This is a genomic window from Fluviicoccus keumensis (genome assembly GCF_004217445.1).
In the GTDB taxonomy this organism is placed as follows: Bacteria; Pseudomonadota; Gammaproteobacteria; order Pseudomonadales; family Moraxellaceae; genus Fluviicoccus; species Fluviicoccus keumensis.
In genome coordinates this window covers 636,996-659,481 of record NZ_SHKX01000010.1, presented here as the reverse complement: position 1 = coordinate 659,481, position 22,486 = coordinate 636,996, and the positions used below count along the sequence as shown (strand labels likewise).

Genomic DNA, 22,486 nt, shown 5'->3' with positions numbered 1-22,486 from the left:
GAGAGCCCATGAATCGTACAAGGATATCCGCACCGTTATTGACCCGCCTGCTGGCGCTGGCCGCCCTGGGCGGCGCGCTGGCCGGTTGCGACGAATGGTCGAACGTGATGCAGACCGAGAAGGTGACGCCGCAATACCGCGCCCAGCCCGACAGCGCCAAGCAGCTGATGAGCTACATCAGCACCGCGTCCAGCAACGGCAAGCGCGTGCGCATGACCGGCTCCGGCCACTCGGCGTCGGACATCGCCATCACCAACGAGGTGCTGTTCACCCCGGAAAAGCTGAACCAGCCGCTGAACCTGGACCGCGCCCGCCTGAAAAACCCGGCGGATGACAAGCTGGTACGGGTGATGAGCGGCATGCGCATCCGCGAAATGAACACCTTCCTGGACAGCAAGGGGCTGGCCTTCACCAACCTGGGCGGTTATGACGGCCAGACCATCGCCGGGGTGATGATGACCGCCACCCATGGTTCCGGCCTGGCCTACGGCCCCATCGCCGACCAGGTGCAGAGCATCCAGATGGTGGTGGAGGGCGGCCGCATGGTGCAGATCGAGCCGACCAACGGCATCACCAACCCGCTGACCTTCCCGCGCAAGCTGGAGGAAGACTCCACCATTCCGGTCGAGCTGATCCAGGATGACAACGCCTTCAACGCCGCGCGGGTCTCGTTCGGTTCTATGGGCGTGATCTATTCGGTAGTGCTGAAAGCCGACACCAAATTCTGGCTGCGCGAAGTGCGCACCAAGGTGAAGTGGTCCGACATCAAGAAGCCGGGCGGCCCGCTGGAGCGCCTGCTGCAAGGCCTGCCGGTCAATGCGACCGGACCGTCGCCCGAGCACTGGGAGCTGCAATACACGCCCTATGCCGATGACAACGGCGACCATACCTTCCTGATCACCGAGCGCTTCCGTTCCTACACGCCGCTGCCCGAGCAGCCCGCCAGCGAGCGCGGCCAGCCCGGCACCGATTTCGTGTCCGGCCTGATCACGGTGATGGAAATGCCGCTGGCCGGCATCATCGATACCTTCCCGTCGCTGAGCAAGGTGATCCTGGAACAGACCATGACCTCGCAGGCCGACGACAACTACACCAACGTCAGCTATAAGGTATTCCATATCGGCGTGGTCAACGACACGCCGGCCATCGCCATCGAGGCGGCGTTTGATTACAACCAGACCGTGGCGGCCATCGAGCGCTCGTTCGCGTTGTCGGACAGCCTGTTCAGCCAGAACATCGTCCACACCTCGCCGATCGCGATCCGCTTCGTCAAGAAGACCGATGCCCTGGTGGCGATGCAGAACGGCCGCAACAGCATGTTCATGGAAGTGATCGGGCTGAAGGACAGCAAGAGCACCCAGCCGCTGCTGAAGACGTACCAGCGCACCATGTATCAGGAGCTCGGCGCCCGCCCGCACTGGGGTCTGGACCTGAACCTGCTGACCAGCGAGTCGCAACTGCGCGGCCTGTATCCGAAGTGGGATCTGTGGAAGACGCAACAGCGCCGCTTCAACGGCGGCACCTTTGACGGCAAGGTCACCGACCGGCTGGGGATTTCGGTGCGTCCCCGCTAAGCGATGACCCTCGCGCCCTCCCGGTCTGCCGGGAGGGCGTTTCCTATGGAGACAGCAACATGCAAGCCATGAATTTCACCAGCCGCCGCATCCTCATTACCGGCGCGTCATCCGGGCTGGGGCTGGCGATGGCGAAACTGCTGGCCAACCGCGACCAGGCTGATCTGGTGCTGGTGGCGCGGCGGCTGGACCGCCTCAATGAACTGAAGGCGGAGCTGGAAGGCAGCACCGGCATTTCCTGCCAGGTGATCGCCGCCGACCTGGCGAAGCCCCAGGATGTGGAACGCGTCTTCACCGAGGCCACGGCCGCCGGGGAGATCTTCGGCGTCATCCTCAATGCCGGGGTCACCCACTTTGGCAACCATCTGGACATGGAGTGGTCCGCCTTCGAGGCGATGCTGGCCACCAATGTCACCAGCGTCGTTCGTCTGGTCAGCCTGTTCACGCCCTACCTGCTGGAGAAGGGGCAGGGCGGCGGCGTCATGCTGGTCAGCAGCATGGCTGGCCTGCTGCCGGTGCCGTTCCAGTCGGCGTATGCAGGGACCAAGGCCTTCATCACCAATTTCGCGCAAAGCCTGGCGGAAGAGTTGCGCGGCCAGCCGGTGTCGATCACGGTGTTCTCGCCGGGGGGCATCGACACCGCCATGACCCGCGACAGCCAGTTGCGCTATTTCGAGAACACCGCGCTGTTGCAGGATGTGGACAGCTGCGCCCGTGACGGGCTGGAAGCGATGCGCCGTCGCGACGGCATCGCCGTGCCGGGCCTGCTGAACCGCGCGCAACTGTTCGCCACCCGGCTTGCCCCGCGCAAGCTGATCACCTTCATTACCGGGACCACCTACCGCAAGGCGTTGAAGGCCGGAAACGGCCAGGAGAAAACCGCATGAACAAGCGCAGGCAGGCCATCCTGGCCGTAGTGCTGGCCGTTCCCCTGATCGGCGGCGTGTTGTGGCTGGGCGCGTCCGGCGAGGGCGGGCACTGGTCGCTGGTCAGGGAAAATCCCGATTTCGGTCGTCAGATGGCGCAGGTCGCCACCCCGTCGGCCCCGGTCAGCGTCGATGCCGCCGCTCCGGCCGCCAAGCCGGCCGAACCTGCGGCCGCCCCCGCGCCGGTGCCGCTGACGCCCGAGCGTCGCCGTTTCATCCTGGGCGAATTCGTCAAGGCGGCGGAAAAGGATATCGCCCGCGTCGAGAGCGACCTGACGGCGGCGCGCAACGACGGCGCGCCGGCGGATCAGATCGCGGGCAAGGAGGAACAGCTGCGCAACATGAAACAGATCCTGCAACGCACGCTGGAACGCAACGCCGGGGTCTAAGCCGGTCAGTGCGAGGGCTGCACGAACCGGGCCTCGTGGTCCGGTGTCGGCAGCAGACAGACGTCAAAGCGCCCGAAGATCCGGTAGCGGTTTTGCGCCACCCGGTCATACAGCCAGTCGCGCAGCGCGCGCGGCAGCAGCCAACCCAGCGCCGCGAGACGGAACGGGTAATTCATGTGGCCGATCACCTTCAGGAACGCATCCGACTTGGTGTAGATGCGGCCATCCTCGATGTAAACCATGGTGTCGAACTGATCGGTGGGCAAAGCGGCCCAGCGCAGCAGGTCCTGTCCGGCCGGGGACTGCACCGTGCACAGGCGGAACTGGCGCTGGCGGTCGAAGCGGATCAGGAAGCGCGACCAGCCGTGGCAAAGCTTGCAGACGCCGTCGAACATGACGATGCGGTGTCGGGCGTCAACATGGGGCGGGAGGGACATGGACAACCTCCGGGTCAAAAGGGATTGTCTCCAGCATACGCCTGGCAGTTGCGGCCGCCAAGGTGTCAGGCGGTGGCCGCCGATCCCCCGTCCAGCCATTCCACCCGGTTGCGGCCGCTTTCCTTGGCGCGGTAGAGCCGCTCGTCCGCCAGTTTCAGCAGGGCTTCGCGGCCCTCGCGTTCATGCGGAATTTCCCCGGCCACGCCGATGCTCACCGTCAGTGTCACTTCGCGCTGGCCGTCGCTGACCACCGTCTCGGCAAAGGTGCGGTGGATCAGCCGTGCGACGGTCATCGCCCCTTCAGTGTCGGTATTGGGCAGCATGACGATGAATTCCTCGCCGCCGTAACGTGCCGCCAGGTCGGGCGGGCGTTTGATCGCCGACATGATGATGCCCGCCGCCTTTTGCAGGCAGAGGTCGCCGAAGGGGTGGCCGTAGGTGTCGTTGATACGCTTGAAGAAGTCGATGTCGATCATCAGGAACGACAGGCAGGTTTTCTCGCGGTAGGCGCGCTGGTATTCGGCGTGGCTGCTTTCATCAAAGAAGCGGCGGTTCTTCAAGCCGGTCAGGCCGTCGGTAATGCTGACCATCTGCAGGCGGCGGTTGGCCTCTTCCAGCGCCTCGGTGCGTTCGCGCACCTTGCGGTCGAGGTCGGCGTTGGTTTGCATCTGGATCTGCAACAACTCGTTCTGCGCGGTCAGGCGCTTGTCCTTTTCCTCGTTCATCTTGTCGGCAAAGGCGATCGAGAGCAGCGCCAGCTCCAGCGTCGCGCCTATCGCCAGTGCGTTGCGGGTGAACAGGTTCGAGGGCAGGCGACCGGACAGTTCCAGCAGGTAGACCAGGATGAACACCAGGTAGCTGAACCAGGCCAGTGCGAAGATCCGCGCCGACTTCACGCCCTTCAGCCAGTATTTCACGCCGATGTAGAAGCCGGTCAGCACGCAGGCGAAGGTCAGCACCTTGGTGCCGGTGAAGGCGACGTGATAGGGCAGGGTCAGCCCGGCGGCCAGCAGCGCGGCGCAGGCGGCGAAGATGCCCTTGGCGATCCATTGTTCCCAGCGCGCGCCGTGGCGCTTCAGGTCGATGAAGCTGAAGACGAAGGCGATGGCGGTGGCCAGCGTCAGCGCGGGCAGCGTCATGGTCAGGGTGTTGTTGAGCGTCACCGACGTCGGCCACAGGTAACGGAAGCCCAGCCCGAACAGTACGAACTGCAAGGCCGCGCAGCTCAGTACGTACAGCACGTAGTAGAGATAGGCGGTCTGGCGCACGATCAGCAGGATGAAGGCGTTGTACAGCACCATGATGGCGATGATGCCGAAATAGAGGCCGATCCACAGCATCATTTCCTGTTCGTCGCGGTCGGCCTGATGGGCGTTGACCAGCGCCAGCGGTGCTTCCAGCGGTCCCTGTGATTCAACGCGCAGGTAGGCTTCCACCGGCCCGGCCACGGCGGGCACCGGGAACAGGTAATTGCGCTGGTCCACCGGCCGGGTCCGGAACGGCCGCCGGTCGCCGCCCTGATAGTGGGCCAGCACCCGGCCGTCACGCACGTACCAGAGGTCTAGGTAATCGGTATTGGGGTAGTCGTAGCGCACGAACAGTGGTTGCGACGTGTCCTGGCGATCCAGCCGGAAACGCAGCCACAGCGCGTGGTCGGCTGCGTAGCCGAAACTGTTCAGGCGACGGCTGTTGGCTTGCCAGGCACCGACGTTGTCGCCAATGATCACAGGCAAACCGGTGTCCAGCGGCGTCAGCCGCGTATCCAGGCTGGCGGCCAACGGCACGGCGGCGGTATCGGCGGTGATGCTGACGGGAGGAGAGGAGGCATACAGCGGCAGTGGCGACAGCAGCCCGGCCAGACACAGCAGGAAACGCAGGAAAACCAGAGCAGGCCTGATGACGACGTTGTGCATGGGCGCCGGTCCTTGTGGCTGCGGGGCAGTCACTTTGATGTTTTTGTAGACAACCGTACTCATCATAGCACGACGTTCCGGGGTGTGTAATACAGGATGCCGGCGTGGCCGTGGCCGGGTAGAATGCGCTCACCCCGAGATTCAGGAATGTTCCTCCATGAAAAAAGACGCTCCTTGCGCCTGCGGCTCCGGTTTGGGCTATCGCGACTGCTGCGGCCCGCGCCACTCCGGTCTGAAACCCGCTGAAACGGCCGAGCAACTGATGCGTTCCCGCTATTGCGCCTATGCGTTGGGGAACGCCAACTATCTGGTCGCCACCCGCCATCCCGAATGCCGCGAGGCCAATGAGCTGAACGGCATCAAGATGTCCTTGCGCGGCCTGCGCTGGAAGCAGCTCGAGATTGTCGCCACCGAGCAGGGCGGTGCTGAAGACAGCGAAGGCGTGGTCGAGTTCCGCGCCCGCTATACCGCCAACCTGGTCCTGCATGTGCTGCACGAGCGTTCAACGTTCCGCCGCGAAAACGGCCGCTGGTATTACTGCGACGGGCAGATACTGCCCGCCGCCTGACACCCCGCCCGTCGTCAACGGGCGCTCAGCACCTGGAAAGGCAGGTTGCCGCGCGGGCTGTTGTCGCGGGCATACTCCGGATTCAGCATCATCCGCTGCAGGCCCAGCATGATGCTGTACGGCGCGGAACGCTGGATGTAGTTGATCGCCCAGTTCGGCACATTGCCGCCCGGATCGACATAGCCTTCCGCTTCCAGCTGCACCTTGTTGCCGGGCAGCGGCGTCACCTTCACCGTCATGTCCTCGGCGGGCATGCGCACCAGCTTCGGTTTTTCCGGCAGATAGCCGGGTGCGGCATTGACGCGCATCACCAAAGTTTTGTTCTGGCCCGATTGCGGTTCGAAGACCGCATGCAGGATGACATCGCGGTTAGGCTGGCCAATGGGCGCGCGGTGTTTCAGGTAGATGTAGTATTCGGTGGCCGACACCCGTTTCAGCATCTTCGATTCCAGCACTTCCCAGTACCATTTCGAAAAGTTATCAGCGTCCAGCATGACCCGGGTGTAGGTTTCCACATCGCCATTCAGCGTGGCCTCTACCCGGAATGAGCGATACTGCTTGTCATCTTCCTGTTTGATCCAGGTCTTGATGCTGCGCAAGCGGTCATTCTTCAGCAGCACCCACTGGTTGCCCAGTTTGTCGCGCAATTCGTCCAGATCATCGTCGCCGGTGGCGGCCGCATGGGCCAGGCCGAGGGAAAAGCAGAGTGTCAGGCAAACGCCCAGCAGTCGTTGCAAGAATCGCATGAGGTACTCCCGGCATCCGGAGGAGGCCACAAGGCTGTTTTTGGAATTCTGTGCCGGTCAAGCCGGTGGCGGCTGTTATAGCAAATGCGGAGTGTTCAAAAAAGAAGCAGAATAAGAATCCGGCCTGTTTGGCTGGAATTGCAAAAGAAATGACCGTTTGCGGTTTTCGCGGAAAGGGAAGAGGTGATGCCTGGCATCAGTCGGCCGGCTGTAGCCGTTGGTCGGAAAAACCGCCCCGGAAACGGGGCGGCCGAGTTCCAGCGTGATTACGGGGCGGGGTGGCGGACGATGGCGGTGATCCGGCCCTGCTCGTCATGGTGCACGGTGCAGACGGATGCATCGTGGCCGCGCAAGACGTCGGCGACATCCAGTCCGAAGTGGCGGGCGTAATCCGACAAGCTGTTCCGGCGATGCGGGCGGGCCTGGCGGTGGCTGGGCAGCAGCGACCACAGCAGCAGCGTGGTCGCGGTGCCCAACAGCACGGTCGCCACGTGCTCGGCGGAAATGGCGGTGGCGCCGTCGACCAGGCGCACGGCGGCCAGGCTGTAGCTGCCGCAGCACTGCACCAGATAATGGTAGTTGTGGATGATGGGCAGCCATAGGGCGCACCACAGGCACCACAAGCCGAAGGTCACCATCCCGGAAAGGATTCGCCGCGGCATGCCCAGATGCTGCGGCACATTGATAATCAGACTGCTGGTCATGGTTGCATCACTCTCGCTTCTGGATTGTTACAGGCATCCTGCGAAGTCAGTGTTTCCAAATTGATCATATTTTAGCATCCGGCGGGCGAATTCCGCGATCCGGACTGACCCAACGCGCCCTTTTTCCCTCGTCGCGCCGAAGCACCCGCGGAAAGGCGGCTATAGTACACCCGATATTGATTACCCAGAAGATCAATGGGTACCAGATCATCCAGTAATAATTACGGCCCAGGCCCTGGTCATAGCGGCTGTCCAGCCATTTGCTGACGCCGAACTGCAGCAGGCAGGTGGCGCCGATCACCACGCCGCTCCATTGCGGGATCAGCGGCGAACTCACCACCGGCAGCCATCCGGCCGGGGTAACGTATCCCGCCAGCCAGACCAGCACCAGGATCAGCATGGCATAGGACCACAGCAGGCTGAGGCACAGTTCCAGCAGCAGCGGCCACAGGTGGTTCTGGCCGGGCTTGATGACGATATCGATATTCTTGAGCAGCACCTGCGCGCCGCCCATGGCCCAGCGCAACCGCTGCTTCCACAGGCCGCGCAGGGTTTCCGGCATCAGGATCCACACCAACGCGTTCGGCTCGAAACGGACATCCCAGCCGTGGCGCTGCAGCTTCCAGGTAATGTCGATGTCCTCGGTCAGCATGTCCGGACTCCAGTAGCCCACTTCATGCACCGCCGACTTGCGGAAGGCGGTAATGACGCCCGACACCGTGAACAGGCGGCCGAAGCTGCGCTGCGCGCGCTTGATCATGCCGACAATCGATGAAAACTCGCCGACCTGGATGCGGCCGAGCAGGGTGGAGCGGTTACGGATGCGCGGATTACCGGTCACCGCCGCCACTTCGGCGTCTTCCACGAAATGGCGCACCATCCAGTGCGCGGCGTTCGGATCCAGCAGCGCGTCGCCGTCAATGCACAGCAGGATTTCATGCTTGGCCAGCAGGCTGCCCGCCTGCAGCGCCATCGCCTTGCCCTGATTCTGCGCCAGGTGCACCACGCGCAGCCGGGGGTGCTTCGCCGCCAGGCGGTCCAGCACTTCCGCCGTGTTGTCGCGGCTGCCGTCGTTGATGGCGATCACTTCGAAATCCGGATAATCCAGGCCCAGTGCGTGGCCCAGGGTTTCCTCGGCGTTGTCGCCCTCGTTGAAGCAGGGGATCAGCACGCTGACCGGCGGTGTGGGCGACAGTTTCGGCGGGCGGCGGAAATCCTTGAATTGCCGTTCATGTCGCGCGAAGAACAGGATGGCCCCGGTCATCCACAGATAGGACATGAACAGCGGGTAGTAGAATGCAAACCCGAGGATCATCTGCCAGAACGCATGGAAAGACATGGACAGGTCTCCGGCTCAGGGCTGCGGACTGACGGGCGGAAGGTTGGGCTTGCTGTCCAGCACCGGGCGCAGCACGCTCGGGTCCGGATTGTTCACGAACAGGTTGTCCGGATAGTAAGCCACATTCTGGGCGCCCCAGCCGTAGAGCGCGCGCACGGCGTCCGCCAGCTCCTTGGTCGGAATCGGTTCGTCATCCTTGCGCCAGTTCACCGACTGCAATTCGAAGACGGTCTTGCTCAGGCCGTTCGGATACTGGCTGACCCTGTCCACCAGTTCATGCAGGAAGGCGACCGGGTCGGCGGCCTGTTCCATGTAAGGCATGGCCATGATGGCGGTGTAGTCGTAGTTGTTCAGCGAATTTTCCAGCGACTGCGAGTACCACACTTCCGAGCGCGGATTCAGCGCCACCTGCGCATACAGGTTGCGGGCGGTGCGCACATCCGGCTGTTCTTCGCGCACCACCTTGATCAGGTCGGCGGCGAAGTTGTCGAGGGCGTTGATCTTGAGGATGGTCCAGCGGCCCAGCAGATCGTCGCTGTCGTGGATGGTCTTCACTGACGGCGGCAGGCCCCATTCCTTGTAGGTGCGCAGCGCCATCGGGCTGGCGTCTTCGTAGTCGGACAGGGTGACGTCGTCGTGGAACAGGATGCCGTCCAGCGGCGTGGAGCGGGCCAGGTCCTGATACAGGTCACGGATCACCTGACGGACGCGCGGTGAAAACAGCGACAGGCGCGGGTAACCCATGCTGACGTGATCGGGATTGCCGTCGCTGGGCAGCGTGACGACCTTGTCGGCGGCGGCGGGATTATCCGCCGGCAGTTCCCAGGCCAGCATGGGCATCCAGGCATAGACGCGCTTGACCTGGGTTCGGGTGGAAATCTGCCAGGACACGCGGTTGAACAGGTCGGCCCGCATCGGCATGTGGCGGTTGGGGAAATAGACCGCATCGGCGGCGCCGTTGGCGTCCGGGTCGGCAAAGGCCTGCAGGTAAACCGTGTTCACGCCCATCGCCACGATGCGGTCCAGCAGGCGGCCCAGGTTCTTTTCCTGCTGGGCGGGATCGGGGTCATAGATGTAGTCAAGATCGACATGCATGATCTTGCCGGGCCGGCCGTCATCGAGCAGGTTGGCGTTGCGGCTTTCGATCTCGCGGTTCAGATCCCACAGCGCCATCGAGCGTTCGACGAGGATGCGGCGCAGGGCGTGCAAGGGCGTGTTCAGGGTGTTGGAGCCATCATCCAGCGTGAGGCTGATCGGCATGCCCAGTTTCTCGGCGATGGCGGTGGTTTCGACGTTGTAACGGCCATAGGGCCAGACGATGATGCGGGGCGCGCGGCCCAGTTGCTGCTTCAGCAGGTCGTTGTTGCGCTTCAGGTCGGCGGTCACGCGCTGGCGGTACGAGGCTTCATCTTCGTAGCGTTTCTGGTCCGGCAGCCAGCGGCGCGCGGTGGCGGCGGGCTGCATGTTGCCTTGGGGATTCGACAGGATGCCCTCATGCAGGGCGTAGCTGTGGCTGGCGACCTCGATCAGGCCGCTGCGGGTCATTTCCCGGATTTCATCCCAGGACAGCAGGTCGGAGCGGGGGATGCTCTTGCCGTCGAAGTTGACCTTGCCATCAGGCTTCTCCAGCCATCCGCCCACCAGCGCCACCACGGCGGGCGCATTGAACATCTTCAGGATCGGATAGGCGTGGGTATAAACCGAGTGATAGCCGTCATCAAAGGTGATCAGCACGGCTTTGTCCGGCAGCGGTTTCTTGCCGGCGCGCTCCGCCAGCAGATCGTTGACGCTGACAAAGTGGTAGCCGTTATTCTTCAACCAGTCCATCTGGCGAACGAAATTGGTGGGCGTGACAGTATATTCGGGCACCAGCGCGTCATTGCGTTCGGCGATTTCGTGATAGCTGAGAATGGTCAGCTCGGCCGTGGGGGCATCCGCCCGGACAGGCAGGGAGAACAGGGCGGTCAGGCCCAACAGGATAACCGGTAATAATCTGCGCATGGGGTTGCTCATGATGAGCCGTATCAACCAATGAAAAGGGGCTGGATAACATCATTGACGTTCGCCGAGTAAACGCCAATGCAATATTATAACATTATTTGTATCGGGTCGGTATCGTATCGTCTGACAAGCGGGCGATGATTGCCAGATGGGCGGCGACGATGCTATCAGTGTCATCTTTCAATCGTCCCCGCCGCCGGGCGTCGGGTATAGCCGGAATCCAGTCGTGACCCAGAATTGTAATGCGCTTTACGCCCAAGCCGGCGGCGTTACCGCCGTCATCAACAGCACCGCCGCCGGCCTGATCGCCGCCTGGCGACAGCAGGCGCCGGCCGGCGCCAGGCTGTTTGGCGCTCGCGACGGAATTGTCGGCTTGCTGGAAGAGCGCCTGGTGGATCTGTCGGCGCTGCACGAACCCGAGCTGGACATGCTGGGCTACAGCCCGTCGGCGGCGCTGGGCACCTGCCGTCATGTGCTGCAGCCGGAGGAGCATGCCCGTCTGGTGGCGGTGCTGCAGCGTCATCGCATCGGCACGGTGTTCTATAACGGCGGCGGCGGCGCGGCCCGCGCCTGCGGCGATATCCTGGCGATCGCCCAGGCTGCGGGCTATCCGCTCAACGTGGTGCATGTGCCCAAGACCATCGACAACGACATTCCCGATACCGATGCCTGTCCCGGCTTCGGGTCCGCCGCCAAGTACCTGGCCACGTCCCTGCGGGAGGCCAGCCTGGATCTGGCGGCGATGGCGGGTAGTTCCAGCAAGGTGTTCATCCTGGAAACCATGGGCCGCTACAGCGGCTGGCTGACCGCCGCCTGCGGTCTGGCGGCGCGGCATCCTGGCGAAGGGCCGCATATCCTGTTGCTGCCGGAGCGCCCGTTTGATGAGGAGAGATTCCTGCGGCGGGTCCGGGAAACGGTTGATCGTTATGGTCATTGCGCCGTGGCCGCTTCGGAAGGGTTGACCGGGGCGAATGGTGAACTGTTGCATGCCACGGGGCAGCGTGACGCAGCGGGAGACCGGCAGCTGGGCGGCGTCGCGCCCTGGCTGGCGGCGCGGGTGACGGCGCGTCTGGGCTATAAATGTCACTGGTCGGTGGCGGATTACCTGCAGCGGTCCGCCCGGCATCTGGTGTCCGCGACCGATGTCGCCCAGGCCCGCGCCACCGGGCAGGCCGCCGTGATGATCGCCTTGGCGGGTGAACGTCATTTCAGCCCGGTGATCCGCCGCCTGGCTGACGATCCCTATCGCTGGGATATTGTCGCCGCGCCGCTGGCGGTGGTGACCGCCCCGGAGCGCCGCGTTCCGGCGGATTTCCTGACGGCTGACGGCTATCAACTGAGCGCCGCCGGTCGCCGCTATCTGGCGCCGCTGATTGTCGGCGAGGATTACCCGCCGTTCAGGGACGGACTGCCGGATTACCGGATACCCGCGTTCACGGATATTTCCCTTAGCCCCTGATGCCTCATGGCCGTGCGCTGGGCGGAAGCATGATCCGGCCGTCGCGCATGGGCGGGCACCAGAAATAGCCGCCGGTGACCGGACGCGTGAACCGGAACAGGGCGTCGGCGATTCCGTCTTCCACGCCCGCCATGCGCCGCAATTGCGCGGCGAACGCCTGCGCCGTGTGTCCGAAGGCTACGAATACCAGACCCGCCTCCTGACCTTCCGCCCACGGCATCGACCGGCGCAGCACAAAGGCTTCCGGCGAGAAGCTTTCCTGGGCGGTGCGTTTCACATGCGCGGATTCCGGGGCGTCCGCCAGCTCCTCGTTGTCGCTGCGCCGCCGTCCGATCATGGCGTCCTGGGCCGCGCCGCTCATGGCGCGGAAGGCTGCCATGTCATGCCGCCAGTGCTGCACCGCCACCACGCTGCCCCCGTCCAATCCTTCACCCTGACCACGGACAATGGCCGCGGCTTCAGCATCCGCGCCCTCGGGATTTTCCGTGCCGTCTTCGTAGCCGGTCAGGTCCCGACCCTCCTGATGGCGGAATGCGTCGGTCACTTGCGTCAGTTCGAATCCGGGCGCCAGCGCCTCTTCCAGTAATTGCGCCAGCAACAGCAGCTCGCCGCGGTCCTCGCCGCGCAGCCAGCACCACAGATCGGCCGGGGTGGCGGGGATGCTGACGGCAGCCGTGGTATAGGCGGGAAATCCCGGCAGGGCGGGTCGTTCCACCCCCAGTTGCAGCAGCAGGGACTTGCCCAATCCGACCACAATGCGATCGCCGTCGGCCAGCGTTTGCAAGGCGTCCAGGGCGGCGCTCAGGTCAGGTTGATGGCGGATGCGGAAGGTGAGGTAGCGGGCGAGCGGCGGCACAGGGGCGAGAATGCCCGGTTGGGACAGGGACATGGCAATACCGGTGTCTGAATGCGGATGGGCCGATATTGCCTGTCCCCGTCGGGCGGCGCAATCAGTCCGCCGCGCCGGATTTGAACTGTTTCAGGGACTCGCGCACGCTCAGTCGCGCCTGGCGCCGCACTTCGGCGGCGGCAAAGCGTTTGCACTCGGTATCGGTTTCCGGCAGCAGGGCGGGCACGGGCAGCGGTTTGCCGTTTTCGTCCACCGCCACAAAAGTGAAGTAGGCCGACACGATGTGCTTGCGCGAGTTTTCATAGCTGTTTTCGGCATCGACACGCACGCCGATTTCCATCGACGATGTCCAGGCGCGGTTCACCGACACCGAGAACACCAGCGTATCGTTTTCCTTCGCCGGTGCGACAAAGTGCCAGGAGTCGACGCTGGCGGTGACGCAGACCGAGCCGCTATGACGCTCCGCCGCCACCACGGCGACGCGGTCGGCGATGCTCATGATCATGCCGCCGAAAGCCGTTTTGCGGGCATTCAGGTCGTTGGGGAAGATCTTGTAGACGTGGTTGTCGATGCGGGAAGCCGAGACGGGTTTGGCGTTCAGGGTCATGGTGGAGGCCGGTGATGGGAAACAGCTTGGAGACTAGCAGGTCAGGCCCCGGCGATGAAAGGGTGAAAACCGGAGAACCCGCTTGCGCGGGTTCTCCGGGGTGGGGTGGGGCGTCATACGGTTTAGGGTGAAGTCACGATGGTGTTGTTGCGTCCGACCACCAGGAACTGGTTTCCGGACCAAGTGACGCCGTTCAGGTCCTGCGTGGAGCCGGGTGCGCCGGCGGACCAGGTGACTCCCTTGCCGGAGGTGATCAGGGTTGCGCCGATCCCCACCGCCACAAACTGCGAGCCGGACCAGGACACACTATTCAGGGTGCTGGTGGTGCCCGAGGTTCGCGCCGTCCAGCTGACGCCGTCCGGTGAGGTCAGCACGGTGCCGCTGCCGCCCACCGCGACGTACAAATCGCTGGAGCGGGCCACGCTGCTCAGTTGCACCGTGGTTCCGGAGGTCCGAGCCGTCCAGTCCACGCCATTGGGGGAAGTCAGGATCGTGCCGCCGGCGCCGGTGGCGACAAACTGGTTGCCTGCCCAGGCCACCCCGGCCAGGTAACTGGTGGTTCCCGAGGTTCGCGGGGTCCAGGTCACACCGTCCGGGGAGGTCAGGATCAGGCCCTTGTCGCCCACCACCACAAACAGCGAGCCGGACGAGGCCGCCGATGACAGGTAGTTGGCGGTGCCGGAGCTTTGCAGCGTCCAGGCTGCGCCATCCGCTGACGTGCGGATACCGCCGGCGCTGTCAACAGCGACAATCAGGGAGCTTGTTCCGGCAACCCCGTTCAGCGCCGTGGTGGTGCCTGAGGAACGGAACGTCCACACCGCGCCGGTCGGTGAGGTATAAATCCTGCCGCCGCCGCCAATCGCGACAAACCGATCGCCCGTCCAGGTGACGCCCAGGAAATGGACGCTGGAGACCAGCCCGATATGATTGGTCCAGGTCATCGGCGTGGCGGCGCTGACTTCGGCGGACGCCGTCGTCACGGTTGCCGCATCCACCACGGCCAGCACTTTGTAATAATAGGTTGTGGAGCCGGTCAGGCCGCTGTCGGTCAGGCTGGTGGCGGTTCCGCCCGAGGCGATTTTGGTCATCGCATTCACGGACAATCCCGGGGTGGTGGCGCGATAGACGTCGTAACCGGCGGCGCCGCTGACGGCGTTCCAGGACACGGTAATGCTGTTGCCGGAAGCGAGGGCCGAGACGCCATCCGGGGCGGGCAGGGTTGCGACGACGGCTGCGGACGGCTCGTCATGCAGCACGAACAGCGCTTTCGATGCGGGGGTGACGTACATGCCGGAGATGGCGAACTGTCCCGTCACCACCGTGCGCTTCAAGGTCGGCGAATAGGCCAGGGAGGCATTCACCAACTGGATGCCGTTGGGCAGGGGCAGCGTCTTCTCCACCCAGTGCAAGCCGTCCGTGGAGGTGTGGATTTTCGTGTTGCTGGCTCCGGCGGTCACGTTTTCCAGCCCGATGAACTGGGTGCCCGTCCAGAGGATTTGCGACAGGACCGGGGCGGCGATGGGGGATTTGATCCAGGTGTTCCGGTCGACGGATGTCTGGATGCCGGTAGCCGTGCTGGCCACGTATTTCGTGCCGTTCCAGGCGTAGACATCCGACGGCGGTACGCCGGCAGCTTCCGTGGCCCAGGTGATGCCGTCTGTTGAGGTACACATGCTGACCGGGGCAAAACTGGTGCCCTGCATCCGGAACTGGTATTTCAAGCCGGTCCAGAGAATGTTGGCGGCGTTACCCGCATACAACGGACTGGAGGACGCGCCCCCGCACAGTCCACGTGCGGTTTCGGTCCAGCTCAGGCCGTCGGTCGAGGTCAGGAAATTGCCGTTGTTGGTGCTGACAAAGAAGCGACCGTTGGCGACATGAATATCGGTCAATTCGCCCGGGTTCGACAGGGTGAAATTCGTGGTGTTCCAGGCGGTGGGCGTGGTGTCAGTGGATGAAATCAGCCGGATGGTCGAGGTATTGGTCTTGATGCCGACCCAGCGCACGCCATTGAAGGCGATCCGGTCCACTACCGTTCCGGTATCGGTCCAGAGGTAGCCGTCGCTGGAACTCTTGGTGACGCCGCCGCCAACCGCCACATAGCTGTTGTTCAGCCAGACAACTTTTTGCCCGTCGGGTGCCTGCTTGGTGCAGTCAGAGAAGCTGGTTGCTGCCGCGCCTGTGACCGGCAACGGGGTTTCCGTATTGCTGTATGAAATGCACCTGGAAGCCAGCACCGGCAGCACAATGTCGAAATCGGAGGTCGCCGAGGCATTGGTGCGGGTATTCTTGACGGTGATCTTGCCGCTTTGCGCACCGATGGGGATGACGACAGTAATGGTATTGGCGGTCGTCTGCGTGGTATTCGCGGTGGCGCCCCCGGCAAACGTGACGGTGACCGGATCGCCGGTGACGCCCAGGTTGGCGCCCAGGATGTACAACTCGTTGCCGATACCGATGACGCCGCCAAAGCCATTGGCGGAACTGAGGGTGAACCCCGAGGTGCCGCTGGTCGTCGCCGTGTAGGCTTGCGTCCACGCGGCCGCGAGGCCGGACGGCGCGGTAAAGGCCGATCCGAGGGCGGTATGCGCGGCGGCAACGAGATCGGCCTGGGTGACTCCGGCATCGGTCATGGCGGTTTTCAGCGCTGACAGCGTATCGTCCATCAGGTTGCCGCTGGTGGGCGTGAACGCGCCGGTCAGCGGATTGATCGCATTCAGCGTGGTCAGCCCCAGTGCGGCCCGCACATTATTGATGGCGGTAGTGACGTTGGCGGCGGCAATCGCCGATAGCGCGGTTCCGTTCAGGCCGTTGAAGTCGGTCGCGGTCAGGTTGGCCATCACCAGATCGGTCACGGGCGTCACGTTGACGGTTCCCGCACTGGTGGCGATGGATTCATAGGCGTTGGGATTGGCGACGCCGTTGATCGTTCCGCCACTGGCCTGTACGGCGCAGGGCAGGGTTTGTCCGGTCGCCGTCATGGTCCAGGATCCATCCGTACCGGTCGTGACCGGTAATACGGCGGGCCCGGCGGCGCATTTGGTGTTGATGCTGCCGCCAACAATCGGCGCACCGACCGCCGCCGTGCCGCTGAGCGTCAGTGACGTTGTTGCCGTCCCTGCGCCGCCGCCATTTCCACCGCCGCCACAGGCCGCCAGTACAGACGCTGCCAGGGTGGTCAGACAAAGTTTTTTCATGATGGATGCCCGCCGCCAGTCCGTGAGAGTAAGACGTCACGCTAGCATGCGCCCGGCGGTCAAAATAACCCTCCCGTGGTGGGGTAGGCACAAAAAAATTATGGTCTTTACGGCAAAAGAAAGCCCCTGATGGCGCATGTCATCAGGGGCTTTTATGGGGAGCAAGCCGGAAAGGGGTTTACTTTTTCATCCCGGCCTTCAGCAACAAGTCGCCCAGCGTGCCGCCCTTCACCGGGGCCGAGCCCTGGATCTTCGCGGCCGGGGTCTTGCCGCCACCGGAGCCGCCGCGTCCCTGACCCGGGCCGCGTGTTTCCGGCTTACCGCCCGCGCCCGCCGGGGCGGGTTTCTCGTTCAGGCGGCGGGAGAGGGCGATGCGCTTGCGCGCCACATCCACCTCCAGCACCTTGACCTTGACGATGTCCCCGGCCTTGACCACGGCGTGCGGGTCCTTGACGAAGGTGTCGGCCAGCATCGAGATGTGCACCAGGCCGTCCTGATGCACGCCGATGTCGACAAAGGCGCCGAAGTTGGTGACGTTGGTGACGACGCCTTCCAGCACCATGCCTTCCTTCAGGTCCTTGATCTCGGTAACGCCGTCCAGGAACTGCGGCGCGACAAAGGCCGGGCGCGGGTCGCGGCCAGGCTTTTCCAGCTCGGCGAGGATGTCCTGCACCGTCGGCAGGCCGAAGCGTTCATCGGTGAATTCGGCGGGTTTGACGCCGCGCAGTTTTTCGCCGTTGCCCATCAGTTCCTTCAGGCTCAGGGCCTTGGCGCGCAGGATTTTCTCCACCACCGGATAGGCTTCCGGGTGCACGCCGGAAGCATCCAGCGGGTTGTCGCCGTTCGGCACGCGCAGGAAGCCCGCTGCCTGCTCGAAAGTCTTGGCTCCCAGCCGCGGCACCTTCTTCAGGTCGTCGCGGCTGCGGAACGCGCCGTGTTCATTGCGGAAATTGACCAGATTCTGGGCGATGGTCTTGTTCAGGCCGGCGATGTGCGTCAGCAGCGCCACCGAAGCGGTATTGGCGTCAACACCCACGGCGTTGACGCAATCTTCGACCACGCCTTCCAGCGCCCGCACCAACTGCGCCTGGTTGACATCATGCTGGTACTGGCCGACGCCGATCGCCTTCGGCTCGATCTTCACCAGTTCGGCCAACGGGTCCTGCAAACGGCGGGCGATCGACACCGCGCCGCGATAGGACACATCCAGGTCGGGGAATTCTTCCGCCGCCAGCGCCGAGGCGGAATAGACCGATGCCCCGGCTTCGCTGACCACGATCTTGGTCATGTTCAGCTCGGGGTGCTTCTTGATCAGCTCCCCGGCCAGCTTGTCGGTCTCGCGGGAGGCGGTGCCGTTGCCGATGGCGATCAGCTCGACATTATGCGCGGCGCACAGCTTGGCCAGCGTCGCCAGCGAACTGTCCCAGTCGCGGCGCGGTTCGTGCGGGAAGATGGCGGTATGCGCCACCAGCTTGCCGGTGTGGTCGACCACCGCCACCTTGACGCCGGTACGCAGGCCGGGGTCCAGGCCCATGGTGGCGCGCAGCCCGGCGGGGGCGGCCATCAGCAGGCTCTTCAGGTTCTGGCCGAAGACACGAATCGCTTCCTCGTCCGCCTTCTGCTTCAACTCGGTCAGCACATTGCTTTCCAGGTGCGGCTGCAGCTTGATGCGCCAGGTCCAGCGCACTACTTCCTGCAGCCACTTGTCGGCGGGACGGCCCTGATCGCTGATGCCGTTGTGTCCGGCCACCATGCCTTCACCGGGATGTGAGGTCCCCGGCTCGATGTCCGGCAGGTTTGCGCCGATGGATAGAATGCCTTCATTACGGCCGCGGAACATGGCCAGCGCCCGGTGCGAGGGCAGGTCGAGGATGTTCTCGTGGCTCTCAAAATAGTCGCGGAACTTCGCCCCTTCTGCTTCCTTGCCTTCCACCACCTTGCTGAACAGGTGCGATTCCTGCTGGAACCACGGCCGCACTTTGCCCAGCAGGTCGGGGTCTTCGGCGAAACGCTCCATCAGGATGTATTTCGCGCCGTCCAGCACCGCCTTGGCGTCGGCATAGCCTTCGCAGACAAAGCCGGCGGCCAGTTCTTCCGGCGATTTTGTCGGGTCGGCCAGCAGGCTGTCGGCCAGCGGCTGGATGCCGGCGGCGATGGCCAGCTGGCCCTTGGTGGTGCGTTTCGGCTTGTAGGGCAGGTAGAGGTCTTCCAGCACCGCCTTGGTGTCAGCGGCCTGGATTTTCTTTTTCAGGTCGTCGGTCAGCTTGCCCTGCTCGCCGATGCTGTCGAGGATGGTGGCGCGGCGGTCTTCCAGCTCGCGCAGGTAGAGCAGGCGCTCCTGCAGGTTGCGCAGCTGGGTGTCGTCCAGCCCTTGCGTCACTTCCTTGCGGTATCGTGCGATGAAGGGCACCGTGGCGCCGCCGTCCAGCAGGTCGACCGCCGCCTGTACCTGTTCGGGGCGGACGGTCAGTTCGCGGGCAATCTGTTGTGTCAGCATATTCATGGTTGTGATCCGGCGGAGCCTGAAATGGCGGGCATTATAGCCATCCCGGCATGATTTTCTATGTCATTGCGGACCTGCCGCGCCGGGCCGGTTCAGGTTTTCCCGCAAAAGTGGTAGCTTAGGCTGAAAAGACGCCCCCGACGGCCGAGAGAATCCCATGGAAAAAAGCCCCGAAACCGCCGAACACAAAGATGCGCACAAGATTCTGGTCGTGGATGACGACATCCGCCTGCGCACCCTGCTGCAGCGTTTTCTTGAAGAACAGGGATTCGTGGTCAAGGCGGTGCCGGATGCCTCGCAAATGGACCGCCTGCTGGCGCGCGAGCTGTTCTCGCTGATGGTGCTCGACTTCATGCTGCCCGGCGAGGACGGTCTGGCCATCTGCCGCCGCCTGCGCAACGGCAACAACCAGGTGCCGATCATCATGCTGACCGCGCGCGGCGCCGATTCCGACCGCATCAGCGGTCTGGAAGCGGGCGCGGACGATTACCTGCCCAAACCCTTCAACCCGCAGGAACTGCTGGCCCGCATCAAGGCGGTGCTGCGCCGCCAGGTGCGCGAGCTGCCCGGCGCGCCGTCACAGCAGGTGGAAGTGGTGCGCTTCGGCCCGTGGGAGCTGGACCTGTCCACCCGCGAATTCCGCAAGGACGGCCAGGCTGTGTCGCTGACCACCGGCGAATTCGCTGTGCTGAAGGCGCTGGTGCAGCACCCGCGCGAACCGCTGACCCGCGACAAGCTGATGAACCTGGCGCGCGGCCGCGAGTGGGGGGCGATGGAGCGGTCGATCGACGTGCAGGTGTCGCGCCTGCGCCGCCTGATCGAGGAAAACCCGACTAAGGCCCGCTACATCCAGACCGTTTGGGGTGTCGGCTATGTGTTTGTTCCGGATGGCAAGGCCGGCTGATTTCATGCGCCGCTTATGGCATCGCCTGAAGCCCAAAAGCTCGGTATGGCGCACGACCCTGGTCATCAGTGTGGTGCTGGTGGTCAGCCAGTACCTGTCGCTGGCCTTCTTCTGGTGGAACCTCTATCTGCCGGAAATGCGCCAGCATGCCCATTATGCGGCGGTGAACCTGTCCCTGCTGCGCGACGCCGAGCAGCAGCTGGTGCGCAACCCGCAAGCCCAGGAAATGCATGACTGGATCATGAAATCCACCGGCATCGAAGTGGTGCGCAATCCCGAGGACTTTCCGTTCATCAAGGACAAGCCGTTGGCCGAGGTCTTTACCCAGGAACTTGCGCAGCAGCTTTCGGTGGAGCTGAACGAACCGATTGACGTGTATTTCGAGTTCAAGCCAAAACCGGTGCTGTGGGTTTACATCCCGTCCATGAAGGATGTCTGGGTCCGCGAGCCGTTGCTGTTCTTCGGCCAGTACAATGCCTTCATCATCATCGCCTGGGTCATTGGCGTGCCCTTGCTGGCGATGACGGCGATCGTCATTCTGGTCAAGCAGCTGAACCGTCCGCTGAAACGGTTGCAGTATGCGGCATTACAGGTGGCGCAGGGCAGTTATGATACCCGGCTGGAAACCGGCCGCGGTCCGTCCGAGATTCGCGCCGTCAATGGCGCCTTCAACCAGATGAGCCAGGACATCCAGCAAGCCGCCAGGGATCGCACGGTTATGCTGGCCGGCATTTCCCATGACTTGCGCACACCGCTGACGCGGCTGCGCTTGACGGCTGAAATCATGTCCGACAAGGAGCTGGCGGAAGGCATGATCCTGGATATCGAAGACATGGACGCCATCCTGGACCAGTTCATCAGCTTCATGCGCGACGGCTCCGAGGAGCATTTCGAATCGGCCGACGTCAACCAGATCCTGTCCGAGGTCGCCGCACAATTCGCCAGCCAGACAACCATCGTCTTTGATCCGTCCCCACTGCCGGAGATTCCGCTGAAACGGCTCGCCATCAAGCGTCTGGTTGGCAATCTGGTGAATAACGCCCTGCGTTACGGGCAGCCGCCGGTCGAGTTGTCGGCGGTGGAAGGGCGCAACGAGGTGCGCATCCTGGTGCGCGACCATGGGGCGGGCATTGATGAAAGCCGTATTCCGGATCTGCTCCAGCCGTTCGTGCGAGGCGAGAGCGCCAGGACCTCGCAGGGGTCGGGGCTGGGTCTGGCGATCGTGGCGCGGATTGTCACCCTGCACCACGGCGCGCTGGAGTTGCGCAATCATCCCGACGGAGGCTTGGAGGCCACGGTCCGCCTGCCGATGCGCGGCCGCCTGGAAGCGGCGGCCGGTTCAGTGCAGTGATTGCCGGAAGAGGGCGCGCACATCCTGCGGGGTGAACAGGTATTCGGTCTGGCAGAACTGGCAGATCAGCCTGATTTCACCCTGTTCGGCCAGAATGTCTTCCGCCTCGGCCAAGCCGATGCTGGCCAGTCCTTCCGCCGTCCGCTCCCGCGAGCAGGAGCACGCAAAGCGGACTTCTTCCGACGGCGGCAACGTCACTTCTTCTTCATGATAAAGCCGGTAGAGCACCTCTTCCGGGGACAATTCCAGCAATTCGCCGGACCGCAGGGTGTCGGCCAGGCCGGTGGCGCGCGGCCAGAGATCATCGTCATCGCCGCCGGCGCCCGGCATCACCTGCAGCAACAGGCCGGCGGCATTCCCGGCGGATGACTGCAACCACAGCCGTGTCGGAATCTGTTCCGAGCGGGCGAAGTACTCTTCCAGGCATTCCGCCAGGCTGGCTTTTTCCAGCGGCACGATGCCTTGGTAACGCTCGCCGACTTCGGGTTCCAGGGTAATGGCCAGCGTGCCCTGTCCCAGCAGTTCCTTCAGCGAGGCCGTATCGGGCCATGCCTCGGATGATTCATCAAGTTGCGCCAGGGCGCGGATATCGTGGTTATGGGTGCATTCCGCCATGATCATGCGCAGGCGCCCGTTGCCGCGCGCCAGCAGCGAAACCCGGCCTTCGATCTTCAGTGTCGCGGTCAGCAGCACGCTGGCCGCCGCCAGTTGCGCCAGCAGGCGACGGATCACGTCCGGATAGTCGTGGCGGCTGAATACGTCGGTCAGGGACTGTTCCAGATGCACGATTTCACCGCGGACGGCGCCTTCCTGGAAATAGAAACGTTGTCGGAGATCGGTCATGGTTTTCGGGGTCGGGATTTCAGTTGATGAGCGCATTTTACCTGCCGTCGGCGGGCAAGGTTGCAGCATTCACGGGTTTTTACGAAATTTCGGTGTTTATGGTGTAACTGTCTGACATATGGCTTGACCTTGGCGTGATGCTGTCGTTATGGTTGCGATAACAGGGAAGAACCGT

Annotated in this window: 18 protein-coding genes; 7 read left to right on the top strand and 11 right to left on the bottom strand. The window is 63.6% G+C overall.

The window, feature by feature from the left end; all coding sequences use genetic code 11:
- Positions 1-8 precede the first annotated feature (8 nt).
- Genes EV700_RS04045 through EV700_RS16905 form a run of 3 tightly spaced genes read left to right on the top strand, consistent with a single transcriptional unit; the run spans position 9 to position 2,889 of the window.
- Complete coding sequence (locus EV700_RS04045; RefSeq protein ID WP_130411057.1) at positions 9-1,574, top strand: FAD-binding protein; 1,566 nt, start codon at positions 9-11, stop codon at positions 1,572-1,574.
- Between the two features lie 59 nt (positions 1,575-1,633).
- Positions 1,634-2,461 carry an SDR family NAD(P)-dependent oxidoreductase gene (locus tag EV700_RS04040; protein WP_130411056.1) on the top strand — a complete coding sequence of 276 codons (828 nt, stop codon included), beginning with the start codon at positions 1,634-1,636 and terminating at the stop codon, positions 2,459-2,461.
- Positions 2,458-2,889 carry a hypothetical protein gene (locus tag EV700_RS16905; protein ID WP_207224565.1) on the top strand — a complete coding sequence of 144 codons (432 nt, stop codon included), beginning with the start codon at positions 2,458-2,460 and terminating at the stop codon, positions 2,887-2,889. Before EV700_RS04040 ends, EV700_RS16905 begins: the two co-directional genes overlap by 4 nt.
- Before the next feature lie 5 nt (positions 2,890-2,894).
- On the opposite strand, the gene EV700_RS04030 is transcribed toward EV700_RS16905, so the two are convergent.
- Together EV700_RS04030 and EV700_RS04025 are read right to left on the bottom strand one after the other, a co-directional pair.
- On the bottom strand, positions 2,895-3,326 hold the full coding sequence (locus tag EV700_RS04030; RefSeq protein WP_130411055.1) for a thiol-disulfide oxidoreductase DCC family protein: 432 nt from the start codon (positions 3,324-3,326) through the stop codon (positions 2,895-2,897).
- A 65-nt stretch (positions 3,327-3,391) separates the two neighbouring features.
- A complete protein-coding gene (locus EV700_RS04025; protein ID WP_165391324.1) occupies positions 3,392-5,239 on the bottom strand; it encodes a sensor domain-containing diguanylate cyclase in 1,848 nt (615 codons plus the stop codon).
- Positions 5,240-5,396: 157 nt separating this feature from the next.
- Between EV700_RS04025 and EV700_RS04020 the strand changes: the two genes are divergently transcribed.
- Complete coding sequence (locus tag EV700_RS04020) at positions 5,397-5,807, top strand: YchJ family protein (RefSeq protein ID WP_130411053.1); 411 nt, start codon at positions 5,397-5,399, stop codon at positions 5,805-5,807.
- A 14-nt stretch (positions 5,808-5,821) separates the two neighbouring features.
- Here EV700_RS04020 and EV700_RS04015 read toward each other — a convergent pair whose 3' ends face one another.
- From EV700_RS04015 to pgaB, 4 genes are all read right to left on the bottom strand, one after another.
- Positions 5,822-6,553, bottom strand: a complete 732-nt coding sequence (locus EV700_RS04015; protein ID WP_130411052.1) for an SRPBCC family protein — start codon at positions 6,551-6,553, stop codon at positions 5,822-5,824.
- Positions 6,554-6,819: 266 nt separating this feature from the next.
- The gene (gene pgaD, locus EV700_RS04010) at positions 6,820-7,257 is read right to left on the bottom strand and encodes a poly-beta-1,6-N-acetyl-D-glucosamine biosynthesis protein PgaD (RefSeq protein ID WP_130411051.1); all 438 of its coding nucleotides are present in this window, start codon (positions 7,255-7,257) and stop codon (positions 6,820-6,822) included.
- 64 nt (positions 7,258-7,321) lie between these two features.
- On the bottom strand, positions 7,322-8,596 hold the full coding sequence (gene pgaC / locus EV700_RS04005; RefSeq protein WP_130411050.1) for a poly-beta-1,6-N-acetyl-D-glucosamine synthase: 1,275 nt from the start codon (positions 8,594-8,596) through the stop codon (positions 7,322-7,324).
- Between the two features lie 15 nt (positions 8,597-8,611).
- Entirely contained in the window at positions 8,612-10,597 is a 1,986-nt protein-coding gene (gene pgaB, locus EV700_RS04000; RefSeq protein ID WP_130411049.1) for a poly-beta-1,6-N-acetyl-D-glucosamine N-deacetylase PgaB, read from the bottom strand.
- Positions 10,598-10,823: 226 nt separating this feature from the next.
- Between pgaB and EV700_RS03995 the strand changes: the two genes are divergently transcribed.
- Positions 10,824-12,056 carry a 6-phosphofructokinase gene (locus EV700_RS03995; protein ID WP_207224563.1) on the top strand — a complete coding sequence of 411 codons (1,233 nt, stop codon included), beginning with the start codon at positions 10,824-10,826 and terminating at the stop codon, positions 12,054-12,056.
- A 4-nt stretch (positions 12,057-12,060) separates the two neighbouring features.
- Here the strand turns inward: EV700_RS03995 and EV700_RS03990 are convergent, their stop codons facing one another.
- From EV700_RS03990 to EV700_RS03975, 4 genes are all read right to left on the bottom strand, one after another.
- Positions 12,061-12,945, bottom strand: coding sequence for a Dyp-type peroxidase (locus tag EV700_RS03990; protein ID WP_130411047.1), 885 nt, complete (start codon positions 12,943-12,945; stop codon positions 12,061-12,063).
- Positions 12,946-13,006: 61 nt separating this feature from the next.
- Positions 13,007-13,513 (bottom strand): acyl-CoA thioesterase, encoded by a 507-nt coding sequence (locus EV700_RS03985; protein ID WP_130411046.1) that lies wholly within the window; start codon positions 13,511-13,513, stop codon positions 13,007-13,009.
- A 122-nt stretch (positions 13,514-13,635) separates the two neighbouring features.
- Positions 13,636-16,710 (bottom strand): DUF6242 domain-containing protein, encoded by a 3,075-nt coding sequence (locus tag EV700_RS03980; protein WP_130411045.1) that lies wholly within the window; start codon positions 16,708-16,710, stop codon positions 13,636-13,638.
- Positions 16,711-16,888: 178 nt separating this feature from the next.
- Positions 16,889-19,213 (bottom strand): Tex family protein, encoded by a 2,325-nt coding sequence (locus EV700_RS03975; RefSeq protein ID WP_130411044.1) that lies wholly within the window; start codon positions 19,211-19,213, stop codon positions 16,889-16,891.
- Between the two features lie 157 nt (positions 19,214-19,370).
- Here EV700_RS03975 and ompR point away from each other — a divergent pair, with 157 nt between their 5' ends.
- The gene (gene ompR, locus EV700_RS03970) at positions 19,371-20,117 is read left to right on the top strand and encodes an osmolarity response regulator transcription factor OmpR (RefSeq protein WP_130411043.1); all 747 of its coding nucleotides are present in this window, start codon (positions 19,371-19,373) and stop codon (positions 20,115-20,117) included.
- Positions 20,118-20,121: 4 nt separating this feature from the next.
- On the top strand, positions 20,122-21,468 hold the full coding sequence (locus EV700_RS03965; protein ID WP_165391323.1) for an ATP-binding protein: 1,347 nt from the start codon (positions 20,122-20,124) through the stop codon (positions 21,466-21,468).
- On the opposite strand, the gene hslO is transcribed toward EV700_RS03965, so the two are convergent.
- Positions 21,457-22,311, bottom strand: a complete 855-nt coding sequence (hslO, locus tag EV700_RS03960) for an Hsp33 family molecular chaperone HslO (protein ID WP_130411041.1) — start codon at positions 22,309-22,311, stop codon at positions 21,457-21,459. The genes EV700_RS03965 and hslO overlap by 12 nt on opposite strands.
- Between the last annotated feature and the right edge of the window lie 175 nt (positions 22,312-22,486).

Bases quoted from the DNA above. Each gene is read 5' to 3' on its own strand.
- EV700_RS04045 (WP_130411057.1), top strand. From the start codon at position 9: ATGAATCGTACAAGGATATCCGCACCGTTATTGACCCGCCTGCTGGCG.
- EV700_RS04040 (WP_130411056.1), top strand. From the start codon at position 1,634: ATGCAAGCCATGAATTTCACCAGCCGCCGCATCCTCATTACCGGCGCG.
- EV700_RS16905 (WP_207224565.1), top strand. From the start codon at position 2,458: ATGAACAAGCGCAGGCAGGCCATCCTGGCCGTAGTGCTGGCCGTTCCC.
- EV700_RS04030 (WP_130411055.1), bottom strand. From the start codon at position 3,326: ATGTCCCTCCCGCCCCATGTTGACGCCCGACACCGCATCGTCATGTTC.
- EV700_RS04025 (WP_165391324.1), bottom strand. From the start codon at position 5,239: ATGCACAACGTCGTCATCAGGCCTGCTCTGGTTTTCCTGCGTTTCCTG.
- EV700_RS04020 (WP_130411053.1), top strand. From the start codon at position 5,397: ATGAAAAAAGACGCTCCTTGCGCCTGCGGCTCCGGTTTGGGCTATCGC.
- EV700_RS04015 (WP_130411052.1), bottom strand. From the start codon at position 6,553: ATGCGATTCTTGCAACGACTGCTGGGCGTTTGCCTGACACTCTGCTTT.
- pgaD (WP_130411051.1), bottom strand. From the start codon at position 7,257: ATGACCAGCAGTCTGATTATCAATGTGCCGCAGCATCTGGGCATGCCG.
- pgaC (WP_130411050.1), bottom strand. From the start codon at position 8,596: ATGTCTTTCCATGCGTTCTGGCAGATGATCCTCGGGTTTGCATTCTAC.
- pgaB (WP_130411049.1), bottom strand. From the start codon at position 10,597: ATGCGCAGATTATTACCGGTTATCCTGTTGGGCCTGACCGCCCTGTTC.
- EV700_RS03990 (WP_130411047.1), bottom strand. From the start codon at position 12,945: ATGTCCCTGTCCCAACCGGGCATTCTCGCCCCTGTGCCGCCGCTCGCC.
- EV700_RS03985 (WP_130411046.1), bottom strand. From the start codon at position 13,513: ATGACCCTGAACGCCAAACCCGTCTCGGCTTCCCGCATCGACAACCAC.
- EV700_RS03980 (WP_130411045.1), bottom strand. From the start codon at position 16,710: ATGAAAAAACTTTGTCTGACCACCCTGGCAGCGTCTGTACTGGCGGCC.
- EV700_RS03975 (WP_130411044.1), bottom strand. From the start codon at position 19,213: ATGAATATGCTGACACAACAGATTGCCCGCGAACTGACCGTCCGCCCC.
- ompR (WP_130411043.1), top strand. From the start codon at position 19,371: ATGGAAAAAAGCCCCGAAACCGCCGAACACAAAGATGCGCACAAGATT.
- EV700_RS03965 (WP_165391323.1), top strand. From the start codon at position 20,122: ATGCGCCGCTTATGGCATCGCCTGAAGCCCAAAAGCTCGGTATGGCGC.
- hslO (WP_130411041.1), bottom strand. From the start codon at position 22,311: ATGACCGATCTCCGACAACGTTTCTATTTCCAGGAAGGCGCCGTCCGC.